This window comes from Hoeflea sp. EC-HK425 (assembly GCF_902498795.1).
GTDB classification, from domain to species: Bacteria; Pseudomonadota; Alphaproteobacteria; order Rhizobiales; family Rhizobiaceae; genus Hoeflea; species Hoeflea alexandrii.
In genome coordinates, this window is sequence record NZ_LR701572.1 from 361899 (window position 1) to 379473 (window position 17575).

Sequence of the window (17575 nt, forward strand, 5' to 3'; positions counted from 1 at the left end):
CATATTGCCAAAGACACCACTCGCTCTATTCTGTCGTCCATGATTTTCAAACCGTTGCTTGACCTTTTCGAAGGCTGGATCGATCCGTTTATCCGGCGTTCGACCTACCGGCCTCCCAATTCGACCCGCAAGTTTCTGTGGCATTACGTCGGTCAGGCGAAGGGTGCGTTTGCTGCAATGCTGGCGCTTGGCGGCCTGGTGGCGCTGCTTGAGGCGGCGCTGTTCTATTTCGTCGGCCAGCTGGTCGATGTTCTCGATGTCTCAGAGCCCGCCGCCGGCTGGGACGGTCTGATCGGCGAGCACGGCGCGACGCTGGCCTTCATGCTGTTTGTGGTGGTCATTGCGCGGTTCGCGGTGGTGACAATCGCCGCGCTGGTCGAGGAACAGGCGGTGGTGCCCGGGTTCTTCAACCTGGTGCGCTGGCAGGCCTATTCGCATGTGTCACGCCAGAACCTCGCCTTCTTCCAGAACGATTTCGCCGGCCGCATCGTCACCAAGGTGTGGTCTGCCGGGCAAGCGACAGGCGACTTCATGGTGTCGCTGCTGCAGGTGGTCTGGTTCATCATGATCTACACCGTCACCACCATGGCGCTGGTGGCGCAGCTCGACTGGCGGCTGTCGGCGCTGGTGCTGATCTGGATCGTGGTCTTCGGCTTGCTGGCGCGGTACTTCGTGCCGAGGATCCGCCGCCATGCCAGGGCCAGCGCGGAAGCCTCTGCAATGCTGACCGGCCGCATCACCGACAGCTACTCCAACATCCAGACACTCAAACTCTATGCCCGGGACGCGGACAATGACCGCTACATCCGCGAAGGCTTCGACCAGTTCATTGCCACGATCATGCCGTTTACACGGCATCTGACCGGCGTCCGCGCGTCGCTGGCGGCACTTTCCGGCATCATGATCGCCGTGATCGCGGCTTTCGCGATCGATCTCTGGCTGGCTGGAGCGATTTCGGTGGGCTCGGTGGCGTTCACCCTGTCGCTGGTTTTGCGGCTCAACATGCTGCTGGGACGGATGATGACCCAGCTCAACGGGCTGATGCGCAATCTCGGCACGTTGCAGAACTCGGCGGAAATGGTGGCGCGGCCGATCGGGCTGCCGGACCGGGACGAGGCGGGCGAGCTTGTGGTCGAGAAGGCGGAAATCCGGTTCGACCGGGCAAGCTTCGGCTACCATGCCGACCGGCCGGTGATTGACGATCTGTCACTGACGATCGCACCGGGCGAAAAAATCGGGATTGTCGGCCGTTCCGGTGCCGGAAAATCGACCTTCGTCAATCTGCTGTTGAGGTTTTACGATCTCCAATCGGGCCGGATCGAGATCGACGGCCAGGACATCGCGGCGGTGAAGCAGGAATCGCTGCGCCATTCGATCGGCATGGTGACACAGGATACATCGCTGCTGCACCGATCGATTCGCGAAAACATCGTATTCGGTCGTCCCGACGCCGATGATGACGAGATACTGGAGGCTGCGCGGCGGGCAGAGGCGCTGGATTTCATCAGGGACCTGTCGGACCAGCGCGGACGCAAGGGGCTTGATGCCCATGTGGGAGATCGCGGCGTCAAACTGTCCGGCGGCCAGCGGCAGCGAATCGCGATTGCCCGGGTGATGCTGAAGAATGCACCGATCCTGGTGCTCGACGAGGCGACATCGGCGCTCGATTCCGAGGTGGAGGCGGCGATCCAGGAAAACCTGGATGAATTGATGGACGGCAAGACGGTGATCGCCATCGCGCACCGGCTGTCGACGATCGCGCGGATGGACCGTCTGGTAGTCATGGATCATGGCCGGATTCTCGAAACCGGGACCCATGCGGAATTGATCGCGCGCGGCGGGCTTTACGCCGAATTGTGGGCGCGGCAGTCGGGTGGTTTCATCGGCGTGGATGAGGCTGCTGAATAGTTGGTCTAATTTCTCCGCGACATTGTGCCCTTCTGGCCTCGTGCGGTCTGGACTTTAACTTCTATCCCGCATAGAAACCGCGCGATTGACAGAATTCCGCCGCATTGTCGGCACTGGCCGAATCTGCCTATAGCGGATCAGCCTTACATGCATGGCGCATTGGGGTGGAATGTTTGTCCAGACGCAGCTTGAAGAGGACGTTGAGCCGTGAGTGAGCCAATGACACAAAGCGAAGGCGCGGGCGAACCCACCCGCCGCGATTTTCTTTACATCGCCACCGGGATGGCAGGCGTGGTCGGCGTCGGCAGTTTCGCCTGGCCGTTCATCGACCAGATGAACCCAGACGCCTCGACGCTGGCGCTGGCCTCGATCGAGGTCAATGTCGAAGCCCTCGAGCCTGGCATGTCGCTGACAGTCAAATGGCGCGGCAAGCCGGTGTTCATCCGCAACCGCACCGACGAGGAAGTGGCGGAAGCCCAGGCTGTCGCCCTTGACGATCTCAAGGATCCGATCGCGCGCAATGCCAACGTTGCTGACGGTTCTGCGGCAACCGACATTGATCGCTCGGCGGGCGAGGGCAAGGAAAACTGGATCGTCATGATCGGCTCCTGCACCCATCTGGGTTGCGTGCCGCTCGGCCAGGCCGGCGATTTCGGCGGCTGGTTCTGCCCGTGCCACGGTTCGCACTACGACACGGCTGGCCGTATCCGCAAGGGCCCGGCCCCGACGAACCTTCCGGTTCCGCCGTTCGCCTTTGTGTCTGACAGCGTCATCAAAATCGGCTGAGGGGGCTTTAGACCATGAGCAGCGATCACTCGACTTACCAGCCCACTTCCGGATTCGGAAAGTGGATCGACTCGCGCCTGCCGCTGCCGCGGATGGTGCATGACAGTTTCGTCTCCTACCCGGTGCCGCGGAACCTCAACTATGCCTACACGTTCGGCGGCATCCTGATGGTGATGCTGGTGGTGCAGCTTCTGACCGGCATCGTGCTGGCCATGCACTACGCGGCCGATACCGCGATCGCCTTCCAGTCGGTCGAAAAGATCATGCGTGACGTCAACTCCGGCTGGCTGCTGCGCTACATGCATGCCAACGGTGCGTCGTTCTTCTTCGTTGCGGTCTACATCCACATCGCCCGCGGCATGTATTACGGCTCCTACAAGGCTCCCCGCGAAGTGCTCTGGATCCTCGGCGTCGTCATCCTGCTTCTGATGATGGCAACGGCGTTCATGGGCTACGTTCTGCCCTGGGGCCAGATGTCGTTCTGGGGGGCTACGGTGATCACCGGCTTCTTCACGGCGTTCCCCGGGATCGGCGAGCCGATCCAGCAGCTGCTGCTTGGCGGCTTTGCGGTGGACAACCCGACGCTCAACCGCTTCTTCTCGCTGCACTACCTGCTGCCGTTCATGATCACTGGTGTTGTGATCCTGCACGTCTGGGCGCTGCATGTGACCGGCCAGACCAACCCGACCGGCGTTGAAGTGAAGTCGAAGACCGACACCGTGCCGTTCACGCCCTACGCGACCGTCAAGGACGCGCTGGCGCTGAGCATCTTCCTGCTCGTCTTCGCCTATTTCATCTTCTTCATGCCGAACTTCCTCGGCCATGCCGACAACTACATCCCGGCTGACCCGCTGAAGACTCCCGCGCACATCGTTCCGGAATGGTACTTCCTGCCGTTCTACGCGATCCTGCGTGCGATCACCTTCGACATCGGCCCGATCGACTCCAAGCTCGGCGGCGTGCTTGCCATGTTCGGTTCCATCGCGGTGCTGTTCGTGCTGCCCTGGCTGGACACGTCAAAGGTTCGTTCGGCGGTCTACCGTCCCTGGTACAAGCTGTTCTTCTGGCTCTTCGTGGCCAACGCGATCTTCCTGGGATGGCTCGGCGCGAAACCGGCGGAAGGCATCTACACCCCGCTGGCGCAGATCTCGACGCTCTACTACTTCGCGTTCTTCCTGGTCATCCTTCCGGTGCTGGGGCTTATCGAAACGCCGAAGCGTCTGCCCAACTCGATCACAGAAGCCGTGCTCGCCAAAAAGGCCGGCAATGGCGGTGCTGCTCCTGCTGCAGCATCACCGGAAACCCGCGGCTGAGCGGCGCGCGACGGAAAGGAACCGAAGACATGAAAAAGCTTCTCGCAAGCATCGTTCCGGCCGCCATGGCGTTGGTCATTGGCGCGGGGTCTGCATTTGCCGCGGGCTACCCGATCAACAAGCCGCGTGAGATCGACTGGTCTTTCGCCGGGCCGTTCGGAACCTTCGACAAGGGTCAGCTGCAACGCGGTCTGAAAGTCTATGTGGAAGCCTGTTCGGCCTGTCACTCGATGAACCTCGTGGCGTTCCGCACGCTTGAGGATCTGGGTTACTCGGAAGATCAGCTCAAGGCGCTCGCCGCAAACTACGAGGTCGAGGACGGGCCTAACGGTGAAGGTGAAATGTTCACCCGCACCGCGGTGCTGTCGGATCACTTCCCCCCACCGTTCCCCAACCAGGAAGCGGCGGCCTATGCCAACAACGGTGCCGCTCCTCCGGATTTCTCGCTTCTGGCCAAGGCTCGATATGTCGAACGCGGTTTCCCGCAGTTCGTTTTCGACATCTTCACCGGCTACAACGAGAGCGGCCCGAACTACATCTACTCCTTGCTGACCGGCTATCAGGAGCCGCCTGCGGGTGTGGAAGTTCCGGATGGTGCGCATTACAACCCCTACTTCATCGCCGGTTCGGCACTGGCCATGGCGCAGCCGATCTACGACGAACAGGTCGCCTATGATGACGGTTCGCCGGAAACGGTCGACCAGTATGCCAAGGACGTTTCCGCATTCCTGATGTGGGCCGCTGAGCCGCACATGGAAGAGCGCAAACAGACCGGTTTCATGGTCATCATCTTCCTTGCGATCTTCGCATCGCTGTTGTTCCTGACCAAGAAGTCGGTGTTTGCCAGCAAGGAACACTGAGACCGCCATCGGTCCTGAGTTGAGAGAGCGCCGCCTGCGGGCGGCGTTTTCGTGTCCGCAATCTGCTTTTGCCAGCAGTCGACCCGGATCAATCTCGCGTCGGTTGAGTTCAGGCACGCATTGGGAGCGCTTCCGCCCCGGGTGCCGCAAATGCTGCTTGCACAGCAACCGGACCCCATGCACATTGCCCCCAGACCCTGGAGCCATCATGTCTGACCTTGAAAACGCACTCCGCGCTTCCATCCGCACCATCAAGGATTATCCGAAGCCAGGGATCCTGTTTCGCGATATAACCACCCTGCTGGGGGAGCCGCGGGCGTTCAGGCGGTCGGTAGACGAACTGGTGCATCCCTATTCAGGGCTGAGGGTCTCGAAGATCGCGGGTATCGAGGCGCGAGGCTTCATTCTCGGCGGTGCGATGGCACACCAATTGTCAGCCGGGTTCGTGCCGATCCGCAAGAAGGGGAAACTGCCTCACCACACGGTCCGGGTGGCCTACAGCCTCGAATACGGCGTCGACGAGATGGAGATGCACACCGATGCGGTGGCAGAGGGCGAGAGCGTCATCCTGGTTGACGACCTGATCGCCACGGGGGGCACGGCGGAAGGCGCGGTCAAGCTGTTGCGCCAGATGGGCGCCAACATCGTTGCGGCCTGCTTCGTCATCGACCTGCCCGATCTTGGCGGCCGCAAGAAACTCGAGGATCTCGGCGTCCAGGTGCGCACGCTGGTTTCCTACGAAGGCCACTGAGATGCATGTTCGCTCCGGATACACAGCACCGGAGCAGGTTTGCGGCAGGTTCTCCCGCAAGTTCTAGACGTCAGGCTGCTCGGCCTCGGGCAGCCTGACGAGGGCGGCAGAATCGAAGCTCATCACAAGTTCCCCCGATTGATTGCGTGCTTCGGCGGTCAGTTCGAGGATCGACCAGCCTGGCCGCGAATTGAGCGGGCGTGTGCCCCGGATCGTGCTTGAGTAGAAGATCTCATCACCAGCATAAACCGGCTTGAACCATCTGAGATTGCGGATGCCGGGCGAGGGGCCGTATTCCGGCCTGTCCCGTCCTGCTGCCTTGTCATCGCGTGCTTCCTCCCGGCCTGCGTCCAGGTTGAGCTTCATCCATGTTGCCGCAGTCTGCCAACCGGATGCGCACAGCCCGCCAAACACGCTGTCGCGGGCAGCCTCGGAATCGACGTGAAAGCGTTGCGGATCGAATTGGCGGGCGAACGCAATGATGGACTCGGCGGTGAAGACATAGCTGCCCAGCTCCCGGCGGTCGCCGGGCACGAAATACCGGTCTTTTGTCATGCGTTGGCGCTCCCGGGATCTCTCAGGCGTATCATGACCGGATTTTCCGATTCCAGAACTGTATCGCCTTTCTGGTTGCGCAGTTCATGCCTGAGGCTGACAATACCGATACCGGGTCGGGACTGTGAAACCCGGCTGTCGAGCACACGGGTTTCTCCTGAGAGGACATCACCCGCCAGAACCGGCTTCTTCCATTTTACGTAGTCCACTCCCGGTGCACCTTCGGCGGCGGTGCGGAGCAGGTAGGAGTCCGTCATCATTCGCATCATCATCGCACAGCTGTGCCAGCCCGAGGCCGCAAGACCGCCAAGGATGGATTGCCGTCCGGCCTCGGCATCCAGATGCATGGGCTGCGCGTCATACTCCATCGCAAAGGCGATGATTTCATCGGCGGTGACATGTTTGGGGCCGAGCGGGAACGTGGTTCCCGGCGGCATGTCCTCGAAATGGAGAAGACTATCGTCTGGCATGGAATGGATCGCTTCCTGATTGTCGGTCGAGGGCAACCTAGTCGATTTCTTTTAGGTGTGAAAGGTTTGCGGCGGCGGCATGGTCAAATTGAAGGCAGTCGCAAGACAAGCCGGAGGCGGGCCCTCGGGGCGCCGGATTCGACAATTGATCGGTGTCAAAGCATCTGGTTACAAATATGATATTCAGCATGTGTTCCGGCAATGTGCCCGGTCATGGGAATGGGAGTTTCGGAAATGTTCAAGAACAATGTTGGCGGTCTCGACCGCGGGGTTCGCATTATCGCCGGCCTGGTGTTGCTGGCCATGTTTTTCATCTATCCGGATGCCTCGTGGCGCTATTTCGCTCTGATCGGCGTCATTCCGCTGTTTACCGGCCTGTTCGGCACCTGCCCGCTCTATTCGATCATCGGACTGTCGACCTGTCCGGTCAAGAAAGCCTAGGCAGAGGGTTCTCGGGGTCCGCAGCCGCGATATGCTGATCAGATCGCGGCTGTCTGACCGAGTGCGGCGAAGTGATCGCTGTGTCCACCGAGCAGCACAAACCAGACATAGGGAACCGCGTAGCTGACCACGGCCAAGCCGAGGAGCGCGCGGACCAGCCTGCCCGTAAAACGGCGCCAGAGGACGATGATCAGCATCAGTCCCAGACCGAGTTCGAGCAGCGCAACGATGTTCCCGTAATGCCGCGGATCCCAGTAGGAGACCGGCGAGACAAAGCGCCATTCGGTGAGCGGGACGAAATGTGCGTGTCCGTCATCGACATGGAAAGGCAGATCACCGAGCAGGTGCGTAATCGCCGCAAGCGCAAACAGCATCAGGACCGATGACAGCAGGTTCGAGGCGGGAGGGTCCTTGGGCAGCATCCAGCCTGCCAGCAGGATCATGCCGAACAATGGCAGGGAATTCATCCAGTCTATCGCGGTCAGCCAGGGCGGGTTGAAATACCAGTCCGACCAGACTTCCGATTCCGGCGTGCCGATCAGCTTGGACCAGGCAAACATCACGAAAATCACGGCGTCGGGAAGCAGCGCGCCGCAGATGACGGCCGCATTGCGCAGCCGGTTTTCGCGCCCCGGCCGGGCAAACAATGCAGAAGCGAGCAGCAGATGCGTCTGGGTGTTCATGGCCTGACACTGCACCTGCGGACGCCACTGCGCAAGGCGGCGATCCGGGGGCATTGGTTCAATTCCGCACGGGACACACCAGTGTCCTGCCTTTGCGGGGTCTTCCGAGGCGGATCAGCCCTCAGGTGTTGAAGCGGAAATGGATGACGTCGCCGTCCTGGACCACGTATTCCTTGCCCTCGTCGCGGGCCTTGCCTGCTTCCTTGGCCGGGACTTCGCCACCGAGCGCGACATAGTCGTCATAGGCGATGGTAAAGGCGCGAATGAAGCCGCGTTCAAAGTCGGTGTGAATGACGCCGGCGGCCGCAGGCGCCTTTGTGCCGCGCTCAATCGTCCAGGCGCGGGTTTCCTTGGGACCGACGGTAAAATAGGTGATCAGGTCGAGAAGCTGGTAGCCGGCACGGATCAGCCGATCGAGGCCCGCCTCGTCGAGGCCGAGGGCCGAGAGGAATTCCCTGGCTTCCTCGTCGGGCAGCTGCGCGACCTCGGATTCGATGGCCGCGGAAATGACGATGCTTTCAGCGCCCTGTTCGGCAGCCATCTTTGCCACTGCTTCGGTGTGCGCATTGCCGGTCGCGGCATCTTCCTCGGAGACGTTGCAGACATAGAGCACCGGGTGCGAAGTCAGCAGGTTGAGCCCGTGCAGGATGGCCAAGTCCTCGGCCGCGAGCGACTTCAGCATGGTCCGGACTGGCTTGCCGTCCTGAAGCAGCTTCAGCGAGGCTTCCATCATCGGCAGGACGGTCAGCGACTCCTTGTCCTTGGCAGAGGCGCGCTTTCGGGTCTGATCCGTGCGGCGCTCGAGGCTTTCCAGGTCGGCGATCATCAGTTCGGTCTCGATGGTCTCGGCGTCGCCGACGGGGTTGATCCGGCCCTCGACATGGGTGATGTCGTCATCCTCGAAACATCTGAGCACGTGCACGATGGCGTCGACTTCGCGGATGTTGGCGAGGAACTTGTTGCCAAGGCCTTCGCCCTTGGAGGCACCGCGCACCAGGCCGGCAATATCGACGAAGGAGATGCGGGTCGGGATGATCTCCTTGGAGCCGGCAATCGAGGCGAGCTTCTGCATGCGAGGATCGGGCACGGCGACTTCGCCGGTGTTGGGCTCGATGGTGCAGAACGGATAGTTCGCAGCCTGCGCGGCGGCCGTGCGCGTCAGCGCGTTGAACAGTGTGGACTTGCCGACATTGGGCAGCCCGACGATGCCGCATTTGAAACCCATGGAATTGGTGTCCTTCAAGGTGATACTTGCGGGCTTTGTATGGATGTGGCGTGCCGCGTCAAGGGGTGATCGGCCGGGCAGGGTATGCGGGCAGCGGATTGTTTGACGTCGCGCTAGAGGGAGCGACTTTCAGATGCCGCCGCCGCGCGGAAGACATCGTTGCGCGGCGGCGCTCCGAACTTGCGGGAATACTCGCGGCTGAATTGGGTGGCGCTCTCGTAGCCGACCTCGAAGGCCGCCGAGGAAACGGACAGCCCGTCCATCGACAGCAGCCGGCGCGCCTCCATCAGTCTGAGTTCTTTCTGGTACTGCAGCGGCGTGGTTCCGGTGACGTGCCTGAAATGCTCGTGAAAGGATGACGGGCTCATGCCGGCCTCCGCGGCGAGGCTGGCGACAGCCAGTGGCGCGCGATAGCCGGACCGGATCCGGCCTATGGCGCGCGATATCCGGCTGGCATGGCTGTCACGCTGCATCAGCTGCCGCAGCATGCCGCCGTGGCTGGCCGTCAGCAGCCGGAAATGGATTTCCCTGAGGATCAGGGGCTGCATCACCTTTGCTTCCAGCGGATCCCGGGCAAGGGCGAAATACCGCGCTATCGCCTCGATGATCCTGCCGTCGGTTGCGTTGGCGGTGAGCGTGCTCGCCTGCCGCCGGTCCAGCACCGTTTCGCCGACCTCATCGCAAAGGCTCTGGATGATGGCGATGTCCAGGGCCACGATGATTGCGAGATAGGGGTGTTGCGCGCTGGCCTCGGTGACGCGCGCCATGACCGGGACGTCGTGACTGACGATCAGCGATTGCCCGGCGCCAAAGCCAAGTGTCCTGTCACCGCACGTCACTTCCTTGCAGCCCTGCAGGTTCAGGCAGATCACCGGATTGTAGACCGTCGCCTCGAACGGGCTTGGCCTGGTCTGGCGGTGGACGAACAGGCCGGCGATACCTGTTTCGCAACCCTTCACGGTTTCAGCATGTTCGCCCGCGAAGTGATCAACGCTTCGGGCCAGCTCCTGCAGTGTCATGGGACCTTCCTTTCGACCTTCAGGGATATGCCCTTCGGTCAGATCCGTCACGCCCGGAATCAGACTTTCGGAGGATCGGGCAGATCTCACGGAGGATCCGGCAGGCCGGGTGGCGGTGCAGCGGCTAGCTTGCGGTCACCTCAAACCCATGGAGAAGATCATGAGCCAAGCAATCGCACTGATCACCGGTGGCAGCCGGGGCCTCGGCCGCAATGCCGCCTTGCACCTCGCCCGTCAGGGAACCGGGATCATCCTCACCTACCTTTCGCGTGCCGACGAGGCATCTGCCGTTGTTTCGGAGATCGAAGCGCTGGGCGGCAAGGCGGCCGCCCTGCAACTTGACACCGGCGACACCGCGCAATTTGCGGCCTTCAAGGACCAGTTGTCAGACACGCTGCAGACCGTTTGGGGGCGGGACAGCTTCGATTTTCTCGTCAACAATGCCGGCATGGGCATCCACGCGACCTTCGCCGAGACCAGCGAGGACCAGTTCGACAGGCTGGTAAACGTCCATCTCAAGGGGGTGTTCTTTCTCACCCAGCGGCTGCTGCCACTGATCGCCGATGGCGGGCGCATTCTCAACGTGTCGTCGGGCTTGGCCCGCTTCAGCCTGCCAGGATATGCGGCTTATGGCACCATGAAGGGTGCCGTTGAGGCTCTGACCCGGTATATGGCGAAGGAACTTGGTCCGCGCGGCATTGCCGTCAACGTCATTGCCCCCGGTGCCATCGAGACCGATTTCGGCGGCGGCGCGGTCCGCGACAATCCGGATGCGAATGCCTTCGTGGCCGGCGTGACTGCGATGGGACGTGCAGGGCTGCCCGATGACATCGGCGGCACCATCGCCAGCTTGCTGCTCGGTGACAACCAGTGGATGACCGGCCAGCGGATCGAGGTGTCGGGCGGGATGTATCTCTAGGCTGGCGGTGGCTTCGGCTCATCTGCAAACCGGGGAAGGCGGTACCGCCGGCCCCGGTTTCAGACATAGCGGTCAATCTGGCTGAAAGGTTTTTGTGTCATTGAGTTCTTCTTCAGATGCGGGAGAGCGGGATATGGAAACCGAACTTGCCACCTGGCATTTCATCGTTGCTGGCATCGTGTTCGTCATGCTGGGCGCGCTTGCGCATGTGGTGCGCGCGGTTTTCAACGTGTTTCCGGACAAGCTTTCGGACACGCCGGCGGTTAATGTTCTTGTTTCAAGCGATTACAGTTGGGGCGACTACCTGATCGGTACAGAGTTCGATGACGGCGGGTACTACCGGCTCGACAGCCTGAAGAACCTGAGGCTGTCGATCAGCTACTGGCTCATCGCCGGATTCGGCATGATGCTGATTTCAACCGAGGCGGCGCAGATGGTGGCCTACGGCATCGAGACCGGGTTGTCGGCTTTCGTTGAGCTGTTCTGGTACCGCATCGAAAACCTTAGGGCTTGAGGCTGCAGGTCCTGCTGCATCCGGCGCCTATTGCCCGGCCCAATAGGCGTCGGCCTTGGTGATGTAGCCGGCCGTGTCTTTGCGCCAGGTGCCTTGTACACGTCCGTTGTAGTTCAAGTAGAGTTTGCCATCGACCACGGTGAACTTGTCGGCCTCGACCGGGGCGTTGTAGCCCTGTGACGCGCCATAGGCGCAGTAGCCGCCATATTGCGGTACGTATTTCGCCGGGTTGGCCACAAACAGCGCCCTGTGCTCCTGCGAGACGAATTGATAGGTCGCGCCGCCATGGTCTGCGGTGATCGCCTTGTCGCCGCGCACGGCCTTGCTCATGGTAAAGTAGGCGACCGGATCATGGCCGTCGATGGCGATGCCGGCGTTGCTGGTGTTGACTGGACCGGCCACGGCCGGCCCGGCACCGGTCATCAGCAGGGCCGACAGCCCAATGCCGATGCCGAGAAGCGCTCGGCGGGTGAAGTGCGTTGAGTGCATGGTTTGCCTCCTCTGTCCAGGCTGCAGCGAACAGCGCGGAAGTCTCGCCGCGAAGTCGCCGATATGCGCAGTTTGCCCGGACTGACGATCAAGAGCGAATGACGTTGGTGTGAACATTGGCGGGATGCTGATCACGCGAATGCAGGCGGGATCGGCGGGAGCTCGCAGAGCCGGGAGCTCAGTCCTTGTTGCCAAACAGCTTTTTCAGCATGTCGGCCATCGGGCCGGATGTCGGCAACTGCTTGGGTTGCGCCGAGTTGCGCGCCTGGCGGATGTGAGATTTACCGGCCGGTGCGGGTTTTCCGCCAGCGGCTGCAGTTTCAATTTTTTTTTCCGGCTTGGCGGGTTTTGCCTCGGCACCGCCAGTGGCCAGCGCGATCTTGTTCAGGAACCCGGCGTCGTCGCCCTTGGCGATCAGGTCGGCATGATCGGCGATGGCATCGAGCAGCGGCTCGAGCCACTCTTGGTCCGACTTGGCGAAGTCGCCAAGCACATGCGGATTGACGCGGTCCTTGTGACCGGGATGGCCGATGCCGATCCTCAGACGCTTGTAATCCTTGCCGCAATGGGCGTCGATGGATTTCAGACCGTTGTGGCCGCCATTGCCGCCGCCGGTCTTCAGCTTGAGCTTGCCGGGCGCAAGATCGAGCTCGTCGTGAATGACGATGATGTCGGCAGGCGAGAGCTTGTAGAACCGCATGGCTTCGCCAACGCTGTCGCCCGACAGGTTCATGAAGGTCATGGGCTTGATGATCAGGGCCTTTTCGCCGGCCAGCGTGCCTTCGGCAATTTCAGCCCGGAATTTTTTCGAAAACCCGGAAAACGAATGGCGGCGGGCAATTGCGTCCACCGCCATGAAACCGACATTGTGCCTGTTCCTGGCGTATTGAGGGCCGGGATTTCCAAGTCCTGCGATGAGTAACATGGAGCCTGGCCCTCAAAAACGTGCCGGGACAGCTTATTCTTCGCTGTCGCCTTCGGCTTCTTCTGCAGCTTCGTCGTCGCCAGCGGCGTTGTCGTCGCTCTTCAGACCAGCAGGAGATGCGATGGTGGCAATGGTGAAGTCGCGATCGGTGATGGTCGGCTCGACGCCCTCAGGCAACGTGACATGCGAGATGTGGATGCCGGCGCCGAGTTCCAGACCGGTCAGATCGACGGTGATCGAATCCGGAATGGCGTTGGCCGGGCAGTTGCACTCGACCGTGTGACGCACGACGTTGAGAACGCCGCCGCGCTTGAGGCCGGGCGACTTCTCTTCGTTTTCGAAGTGCACCGGAATTTCCACGGTGACCTGGGTGTTCTTCGAGATGCGCAGGAAGTCGACGTGCATCAGGAAGTCGCGGACCGGATCAAGCTGATAGTCCTTCGGCAGGACGTTGTACTTCTTGCCGTCGACTTCGATGGTGACGAGGGTGGTCAGGAAACCGCCGTCGTGGATCTTCTTGGTCACATCCTTGCGCGAGAGCGCGATGGACACAGGGTCTTGCTTGTCACCGTAGATGACAGCGGGAATCAAACCGTTGCGGCGAAGTTCACGGGCGGACCCCTTACCAACCTGTGCGCGCGCCTCGGCCTTGAGCTCATATGCAGCATTGCTCATGGCATATCCTTTCGAGGTTCTAATAAAGGCTGTTTTCCAGCAACCGGCACGGGCCGGTCCCAAAAACATCAAACGCCGTCCCAATCATGAGAGTGACGGCGCTTCATCCGCGTTGCCTCCAAGGGTGTCTGCACGGACGTGGGCGCTATAGACGAGCAACCGCGCAAATGCAAGCTTTGCGCGGTTGCCGGAGTTCAGAGCTCGGGGATGAACGGATGCCCGGCCAGAGCTCCGGCAAAACTGACGGTGACGAGAGCCGTGAACAGGAACGCCGCAACCCATACGGCGGACACGCCCCATCGCTGCGGCAGCAGCACGCCTGCAATCATTGCTGCGACCGGCAAGACATGCAGGGCGTGGGTGGCGAAGAAATGCGCCACCCGCAGGTCGCCCACTTCGCGCGACCAGCCGAGCACCGGTACCCTTGCGCCGGTCACCGGTGTGCCGATCAGATGGCCGGACTGGGAGGCCAGTGCGCCAGCAACGATCACCGTCAGGACAAAGGTGAGCACGAGCCCGAGCGCGATGGACAGGTGCAGGGCCGGCACGAGCCCGGTCCGGGCATTGCGCCAGATGGCGATGCCCTGGAACAGGGTCGCGGAGGTGAGCAGCACGGCGAAAGCGCCCATCAGGCCATAGATCGACTGGAGGAACGGGTTGGAGACGTTGAAATGCGAGGCTGTGCCATACATGGCGGCGCCGCCTATCCAGACGAGTTCGGCAATCACAGCGAAGACGACCATGCCGGCATAGAGGCGATAGCCCGGTCGCGCGGTCATGCCGGACGGCAGCCAGCGGGCAAAGAAGGCGAGTGTGAGAAGGTAGAGTGTCAGCGCGATCTGGAACTTTATCGGCTTGAGCCAGACATTCTCGCCGAGGAACTCCCGGGTATCGATCGCCATCGCCGTCAGCGTGACCGCGAGGGACAGGCCGATCAGCGTCCCGGTTGCAGCGAACAGCGGCTCGGCGTCAAAGAGGTGTCGGCGGGTTTCCGTCAGATTGGGGTTAGGCAGCGTCAGGTCGGTCATGCCACGCCTCCCGAAACTGGCGTTGCAAACCGGCCGCGTGCAAGCCGCAGAGCAAGAAAAAGCAGAAGTCCGATCGGACCGAACAGGAAGGTTAGAGCCAGGCAGGGCAGCACCAGAAGATGCGGGATTGCCTCGCGCCGGGCGGTGCGGACTTCCCAGGCTCCGACGAACAGGTCGAAGGCGAGGTAGTGCAACCAGCCAGCAAGTGCGATTGCCGGATCGGTGAACAGCAGCATCACGTCAGAGAGGCTGCCGAAACCGCCTTCGGCGCCCGACCAGTTGGCGAGGATCAGGGCGGCATAGGCAAGCGACAGGATGACGGGAATGACAAGGCTGGCTGCAGCCTGGGTCAATCGCGGTGCGAGCGGCGAAAGGGCGAGAGCCAGCCAGCCGGCAATGGCCAATGGGCCCGAAAGTTCGAATAACGCGTCAGGTTGCACGGAAACCTCCATCTTGACAGTGACAAGATGGAGCATGCGGATCAATCTTGTCGCTGTCAAGATAAATTTGACACTGTCTAGATGAGGGACTAGTGTCAGGTCATGCCCAAATCAAAAGACAGCTATCATCACGGCGACCTGCGCGCGGCGCTGATCAAGGCGGGCGAAGCCGTGCTGGCCGAGACCGGAGTCACGGGCTTTTCGCTTAGAGCCGTGGCAAAACGCGTCGGCGTCAGCCATTCGGCGCCGGCGCATCATTTCGGCGATGCAAAGGGGCTGCTCGATGCGCTCGCCACCGAAGGCTTCCGACGTTTTCTCGCGGCCATGGAGGCGCGACAGGCGGCTGAACCGGACAAGGACGCACGTCAGCAATTGCTTGCCTCCGGCCTCGGCTATCTGGATTTTGCGATCAGTTCACCGGCACTGTTCCGGCTGATGTTTTCGACCGACAAGCCCGAACCCAAGACACTGGAACTGGCCGCGGCCGCCGAGGCCTCGTTCATGCATCTGGTTGATGGCGTCGCCCGGTTGCGGGGGACTTCACCTTTTGAAGCGCCGGCGGCGATGAACGATGTGATGGCGATCTGGAGCATGGTGCACGGTTTTGCCGATCTCTATATTGCCGGAAGACTGGGTCCCTTGGACTGCAAGCCGCCGGAAGATCGGGACGCCTTGCTCAAGGAGATACTTGAGCGGGCGATGGTGTGAACACTGTTTCAGACCAGCGGATGCTCAAGCCACGGTGTTAGAAGGAAGGTAAGTTCGAGGCGGGATGATCCTGCGTGTTGACCCTGCAGTTCCACATAGCTTAAATGCCGGGCACGGGGAAATCCGGACCTCCCGTCGAGAGCCTGCCACAAGCTGGAATGGCTCCAAGCTCCGCGAACAACGCAAAATCTTGCGGAGCTTGCCAATGTCACAAAACCACAATCATATTTCCCTATCGCCTGTCGCTCTGGTCAATTCGCCGGAAGCATGGGAAATCATCGATGTCCGCAAACCAGCGGCGCGGCTGGCGTCGGGATCGGCGATCCCCGGTTCGGTCTGGCGGCATCCCTTCGATGCAGTGAACTGGGCTGACGAATTCAGGGGCGGGCGGGTCGTGGTCTATTGTGTGCACGGGCATGAGGTCAGCCAGGCGGTGCGGGGATTTCTGGCGGATATGGGCATTGAAGCCATGATTGTCGAAGGCGGGTTTGAGGCCTGGAGAGCGGCTGATTTGCCTGTCGCGCCGGTGGAGAGCGCCGATGTCTGAACATCATGGCGCGCCTCCCTCATGGCCGGAGCTGTTCCGCGTCTTCGGCCATATCGGTCTTCTGTCATTTGGCGGGCCGGCCGGACAGATCGCGCTGATGCACCGGGAGCTTGTCGAGGAACGGCCATGGCTGGATGAACCGCGCTTCCTGCATGCGTTGAATTTCTGCATGCTGCTGCCCGGACCCGAAGCCATGCAGCTGGCCACCTATTCGGGCTGGTTGCTGCGCGGCGTTGCCGGCGGGTTGCTGGCAGGTCTCTTGTTCATCCTGCCCGGTTTCGCCGTCATCATGGGACTGTCTGCTCTCTATTTCTTTCACGGTGATCTGCCGGTGGTGGCGGGCATCCTGTTCGGGTTGAAGGCGGCCGTGCTGGCAATCGTGATCGAGGCGCTGATCAAGGTGTCGAAGCGGGCGCTGAAGTCGCGGTTGGCCTGGGCACTGGCCATTTTGGCATTCATCGCCATCGCCTTTCTCAAACTGCCGTTTCCGTTGATCGTGCTGGGGGCGGGAGCAATCGGCATTGTGACTTCCATTGCCATGCGGGCCGAAGAGCCGGGCGATGCCGCTTCTTCGGATAACACGACGGCTGTGGCATTGCCGGGACTGGCCGGGCCGACGCTGCGGACGGTGCTGGTCTGGGGTGCCATCTGGCTGGCGCCGCTGGCGGCTCTGGTGGTCCTGCCGGGTATGCCGGAAGCCTTCTCCGCCATGGCCGCGTTCTTTTCCAAGGCTGCGATCGTCACTTTCGGCGGCGCCTATGCGGTGCTGGCCTATGTCGGGCAGCAGGCGGTCGAGGTGCATGGCTGGCTCAGGCCCGGCGATATGCTTGCAGGACTGGGACTGGCGGAGACGACACCGGGGCCGCTGATCCTGGTGCTGGTGTTTGTCGGCTTTCTCGGCGGCGCGCGCGAGGCCGGGCTGGATCCGCTCTCAGGCGGTCTCATCGGCGGATCGCTGGCGCTGTTCTTCACCTTCGCGCCGTGTTTCCTGTGGATCTTCGCCGGCGCGCCGCATATCGAGCGGCTGCGCTCAGTGAAATGGCTGAGCGCGGGGCTTTCGGCGATCACCGCCGCCGTGGTGGGGGTGATCCTGAACCTGGCAGTCTGGTTTGCGCTTCACGTCCTGTTCGAAAGCGTCGGGGAGGTGGTGCGCGGGCCATTCACCCTGCCGACGCCCGATCTGGCGAGCCTCAACGCCGCTGCGCTCGTCATCGCGTTCACCGCGGGCGTGGCGCTGCTGCAGTATCATCTCAACCTGTTTGTCGTGCTCGGTGGAGCGACACTTGCCGGTATTGGCGTAAGCTTGCTGGCCTGACAGA

At 61.6% G+C, this 17575-nt stretch carries 21 protein-coding genes; 11 read left to right on the plus strand and 10 right to left on the minus strand.

Annotated features, from left to right (window positions below; all coding sequences use genetic code 11):
* The first annotated feature begins 39 nt into the window (after positions 1-39).
* From SPHINGO391_RS04580 to SPHINGO391_RS04600, 5 genes are all read left to right on the plus strand, one after another.
* A complete protein-coding gene (locus SPHINGO391_RS04580; protein WP_152007717.1) occupies positions 40-1908 on the plus strand; it encodes an ABC transporter ATP-binding protein in 1869 nt (622 codons plus the stop codon).
* Positions 1909-2115: 207 nt separating this feature from the next.
* Positions 2116-2694 (plus strand): ubiquinol-cytochrome c reductase iron-sulfur subunit, encoded by a 579-nt coding sequence (gene petA / locus SPHINGO391_RS04585; RefSeq protein ID WP_152007718.1) that lies wholly within the window; start codon positions 2116-2118, stop codon positions 2692-2694.
* 14 nt (positions 2695-2708) lie between these two features.
* Positions 2709-4007: a cytochrome b N-terminal domain-containing protein gene (locus SPHINGO391_RS04590; protein ID WP_152007719.1), complete on the plus strand. Its 1299-nt coding sequence runs from the start codon at positions 2709-2711 to the stop codon at positions 4005-4007.
* A gap of 29 nt (positions 4008-4036) precedes the next feature.
* Complete coding sequence (locus SPHINGO391_RS04595) at positions 4037-4867, plus strand: cytochrome c1 (protein ID WP_152007720.1); 831 nt, start codon at positions 4037-4039, stop codon at positions 4865-4867.
* A gap of 208 nt (positions 4868-5075) precedes the next feature.
* Positions 5076-5618, plus strand: a complete 543-nt coding sequence (locus SPHINGO391_RS04600) for an adenine phosphoribosyltransferase (protein WP_152007721.1) — start codon at positions 5076-5078, stop codon at positions 5616-5618.
* A gap of 63 nt (positions 5619-5681) precedes the next feature.
* Here SPHINGO391_RS04600 and SPHINGO391_RS04605 read toward each other — a convergent pair whose 3' ends face one another.
* Both SPHINGO391_RS04605 and SPHINGO391_RS04610 read right to left on the minus strand, forming a co-directional pair.
* Positions 5682-6173 (minus strand): MaoC family dehydratase, encoded by a 492-nt coding sequence (locus SPHINGO391_RS04605; protein WP_152007722.1) that lies wholly within the window; start codon positions 6171-6173, stop codon positions 5682-5684.
* A complete protein-coding gene (locus SPHINGO391_RS04610) occupies positions 6170-6643 on the minus strand; it encodes a MaoC family dehydratase (protein ID WP_152007723.1) in 474 nt (157 codons plus the stop codon). Before SPHINGO391_RS04610 ends, SPHINGO391_RS04605 begins: the two co-directional genes overlap by 4 nt.
* 234 nt (positions 6644-6877) lie before the next feature.
* Here SPHINGO391_RS04610 and SPHINGO391_RS04615 point away from each other — a divergent pair, with 234 nt between their 5' ends.
* Positions 6878-7084 carry a DUF2892 domain-containing protein gene (locus SPHINGO391_RS04615; RefSeq protein ID WP_152007724.1) on the plus strand — a complete coding sequence of 69 codons (207 nt, stop codon included), beginning with the start codon at positions 6878-6880 and terminating at the stop codon, positions 7082-7084.
* A 38-nt stretch (positions 7085-7122) separates the two neighbouring features.
* Here SPHINGO391_RS04615 and SPHINGO391_RS04620 read toward each other — a convergent pair whose 3' ends face one another.
* The 3 genes from SPHINGO391_RS04620 to SPHINGO391_RS04630 form a co-directional block, all read right to left on the minus strand.
* Entirely contained in the window at positions 7123-7767 is a 645-nt protein-coding gene (locus tag SPHINGO391_RS04620; RefSeq protein WP_152007725.1) for a zinc dependent phospholipase C family protein, read from the minus strand.
* A gap of 121 nt (positions 7768-7888) precedes the next feature.
* Complete coding sequence (gene ychF / locus SPHINGO391_RS04625) at positions 7889-8992, minus strand: redox-regulated ATPase YchF (RefSeq protein ID WP_152007726.1); 1104 nt, start codon at positions 8990-8992, stop codon at positions 7889-7891.
* 113 nt (positions 8993-9105) lie between these two features.
* A complete protein-coding gene (locus SPHINGO391_RS04630) occupies positions 9106-10011 on the minus strand; it encodes an AraC family transcriptional regulator (protein ID WP_152007727.1) in 906 nt (301 codons plus the stop codon).
* Between the two features lie 160 nt (positions 10012-10171).
* On the opposite strand from SPHINGO391_RS04630, the gene SPHINGO391_RS04635 reads away from it, so the two are divergent.
* Together SPHINGO391_RS04635 and SPHINGO391_RS04640 are read left to right on the plus strand one after the other, a co-directional pair.
* Positions 10172-10930 carry an SDR family oxidoreductase gene (locus tag SPHINGO391_RS04635; RefSeq protein ID WP_152007728.1) on the plus strand — a complete coding sequence of 253 codons (759 nt, stop codon included), beginning with the start codon at positions 10172-10174 and terminating at the stop codon, positions 10928-10930.
* A 133-nt stretch (positions 10931-11063) separates the two neighbouring features.
* Complete coding sequence (locus SPHINGO391_RS04640; protein WP_152007729.1) at positions 11064-11444, plus strand: hypothetical protein; 381 nt, start codon at positions 11064-11066, stop codon at positions 11442-11444.
* A 27-nt stretch (positions 11445-11471) separates the two neighbouring features.
* On the opposite strand, the gene SPHINGO391_RS04645 is transcribed toward SPHINGO391_RS04640, so the two are convergent.
* The 5 genes from SPHINGO391_RS04645 to SPHINGO391_RS04665 all read right to left on the minus strand — a co-directional run bounded on the left by SPHINGO391_RS04645 (position 11472) and on the right by SPHINGO391_RS04665 (position 15001).
* The gene (locus SPHINGO391_RS04645; RefSeq protein WP_152007730.1) at positions 11472-11933 is read right to left on the minus strand and encodes a YHS domain-containing (seleno)protein; all 462 of its coding nucleotides are present in this window, start codon (positions 11931-11933) and stop codon (positions 11472-11474) included.
* 178 nt (positions 11934-12111) lie between these two features.
* Complete coding sequence (gene pth / locus SPHINGO391_RS04650) at positions 12112-12858, minus strand: aminoacyl-tRNA hydrolase (RefSeq protein WP_152007731.1); 747 nt, start codon at positions 12856-12858, stop codon at positions 12112-12114.
* A gap of 33 nt (positions 12859-12891) precedes the next feature.
* On the minus strand, positions 12892-13533 hold the full coding sequence (locus SPHINGO391_RS04655) for a 50S ribosomal protein L25/general stress protein Ctc (protein ID WP_152007732.1): 642 nt from the start codon (positions 13531-13533) through the stop codon (positions 12892-12894).
* 194 nt (positions 13534-13727) lie between these two features.
* Entirely contained in the window at positions 13728-14561 is an 834-nt protein-coding gene (locus SPHINGO391_RS04660; RefSeq protein WP_152007733.1) for a hypothetical protein, read from the minus strand.
* On the minus strand, positions 14558-15001 hold the full coding sequence (locus SPHINGO391_RS04665) for an ABA4-like family protein (protein ID WP_152007734.1): 444 nt from the start codon (positions 14999-15001) through the stop codon (positions 14558-14560). The genes SPHINGO391_RS04660 and SPHINGO391_RS04665 overlap by 4 nt, the downstream gene beginning before the upstream one ends.
* Before the next feature lie 102 nt (positions 15002-15103).
* On the opposite strand from SPHINGO391_RS04665, the gene SPHINGO391_RS04670 reads away from it, so the two are divergent.
* From SPHINGO391_RS04670 to chrA, 3 genes are all read left to right on the plus strand, one after another.
* A complete protein-coding gene (locus SPHINGO391_RS04670; RefSeq protein WP_152007735.1) occupies positions 15104-15709 on the plus strand; it encodes a TetR/AcrR family transcriptional regulator in 606 nt (201 codons plus the stop codon).
* A 205-nt stretch (positions 15710-15914) separates the two neighbouring features.
* A complete protein-coding gene (locus tag SPHINGO391_RS04675; RefSeq protein WP_193217186.1) occupies positions 15915-16256 on the plus strand; it encodes a rhodanese-like domain-containing protein in 342 nt (113 codons plus the stop codon).
* Entirely contained in the window at positions 16249-17571 is a 1323-nt protein-coding gene (chrA, locus tag SPHINGO391_RS04680; RefSeq protein WP_152007737.1) for a chromate efflux transporter, read from the plus strand. The genes SPHINGO391_RS04675 and chrA overlap by 8 nt, the downstream gene beginning before the upstream one ends.
* Positions 17572-17575: the final 4 nt, after the last annotated feature.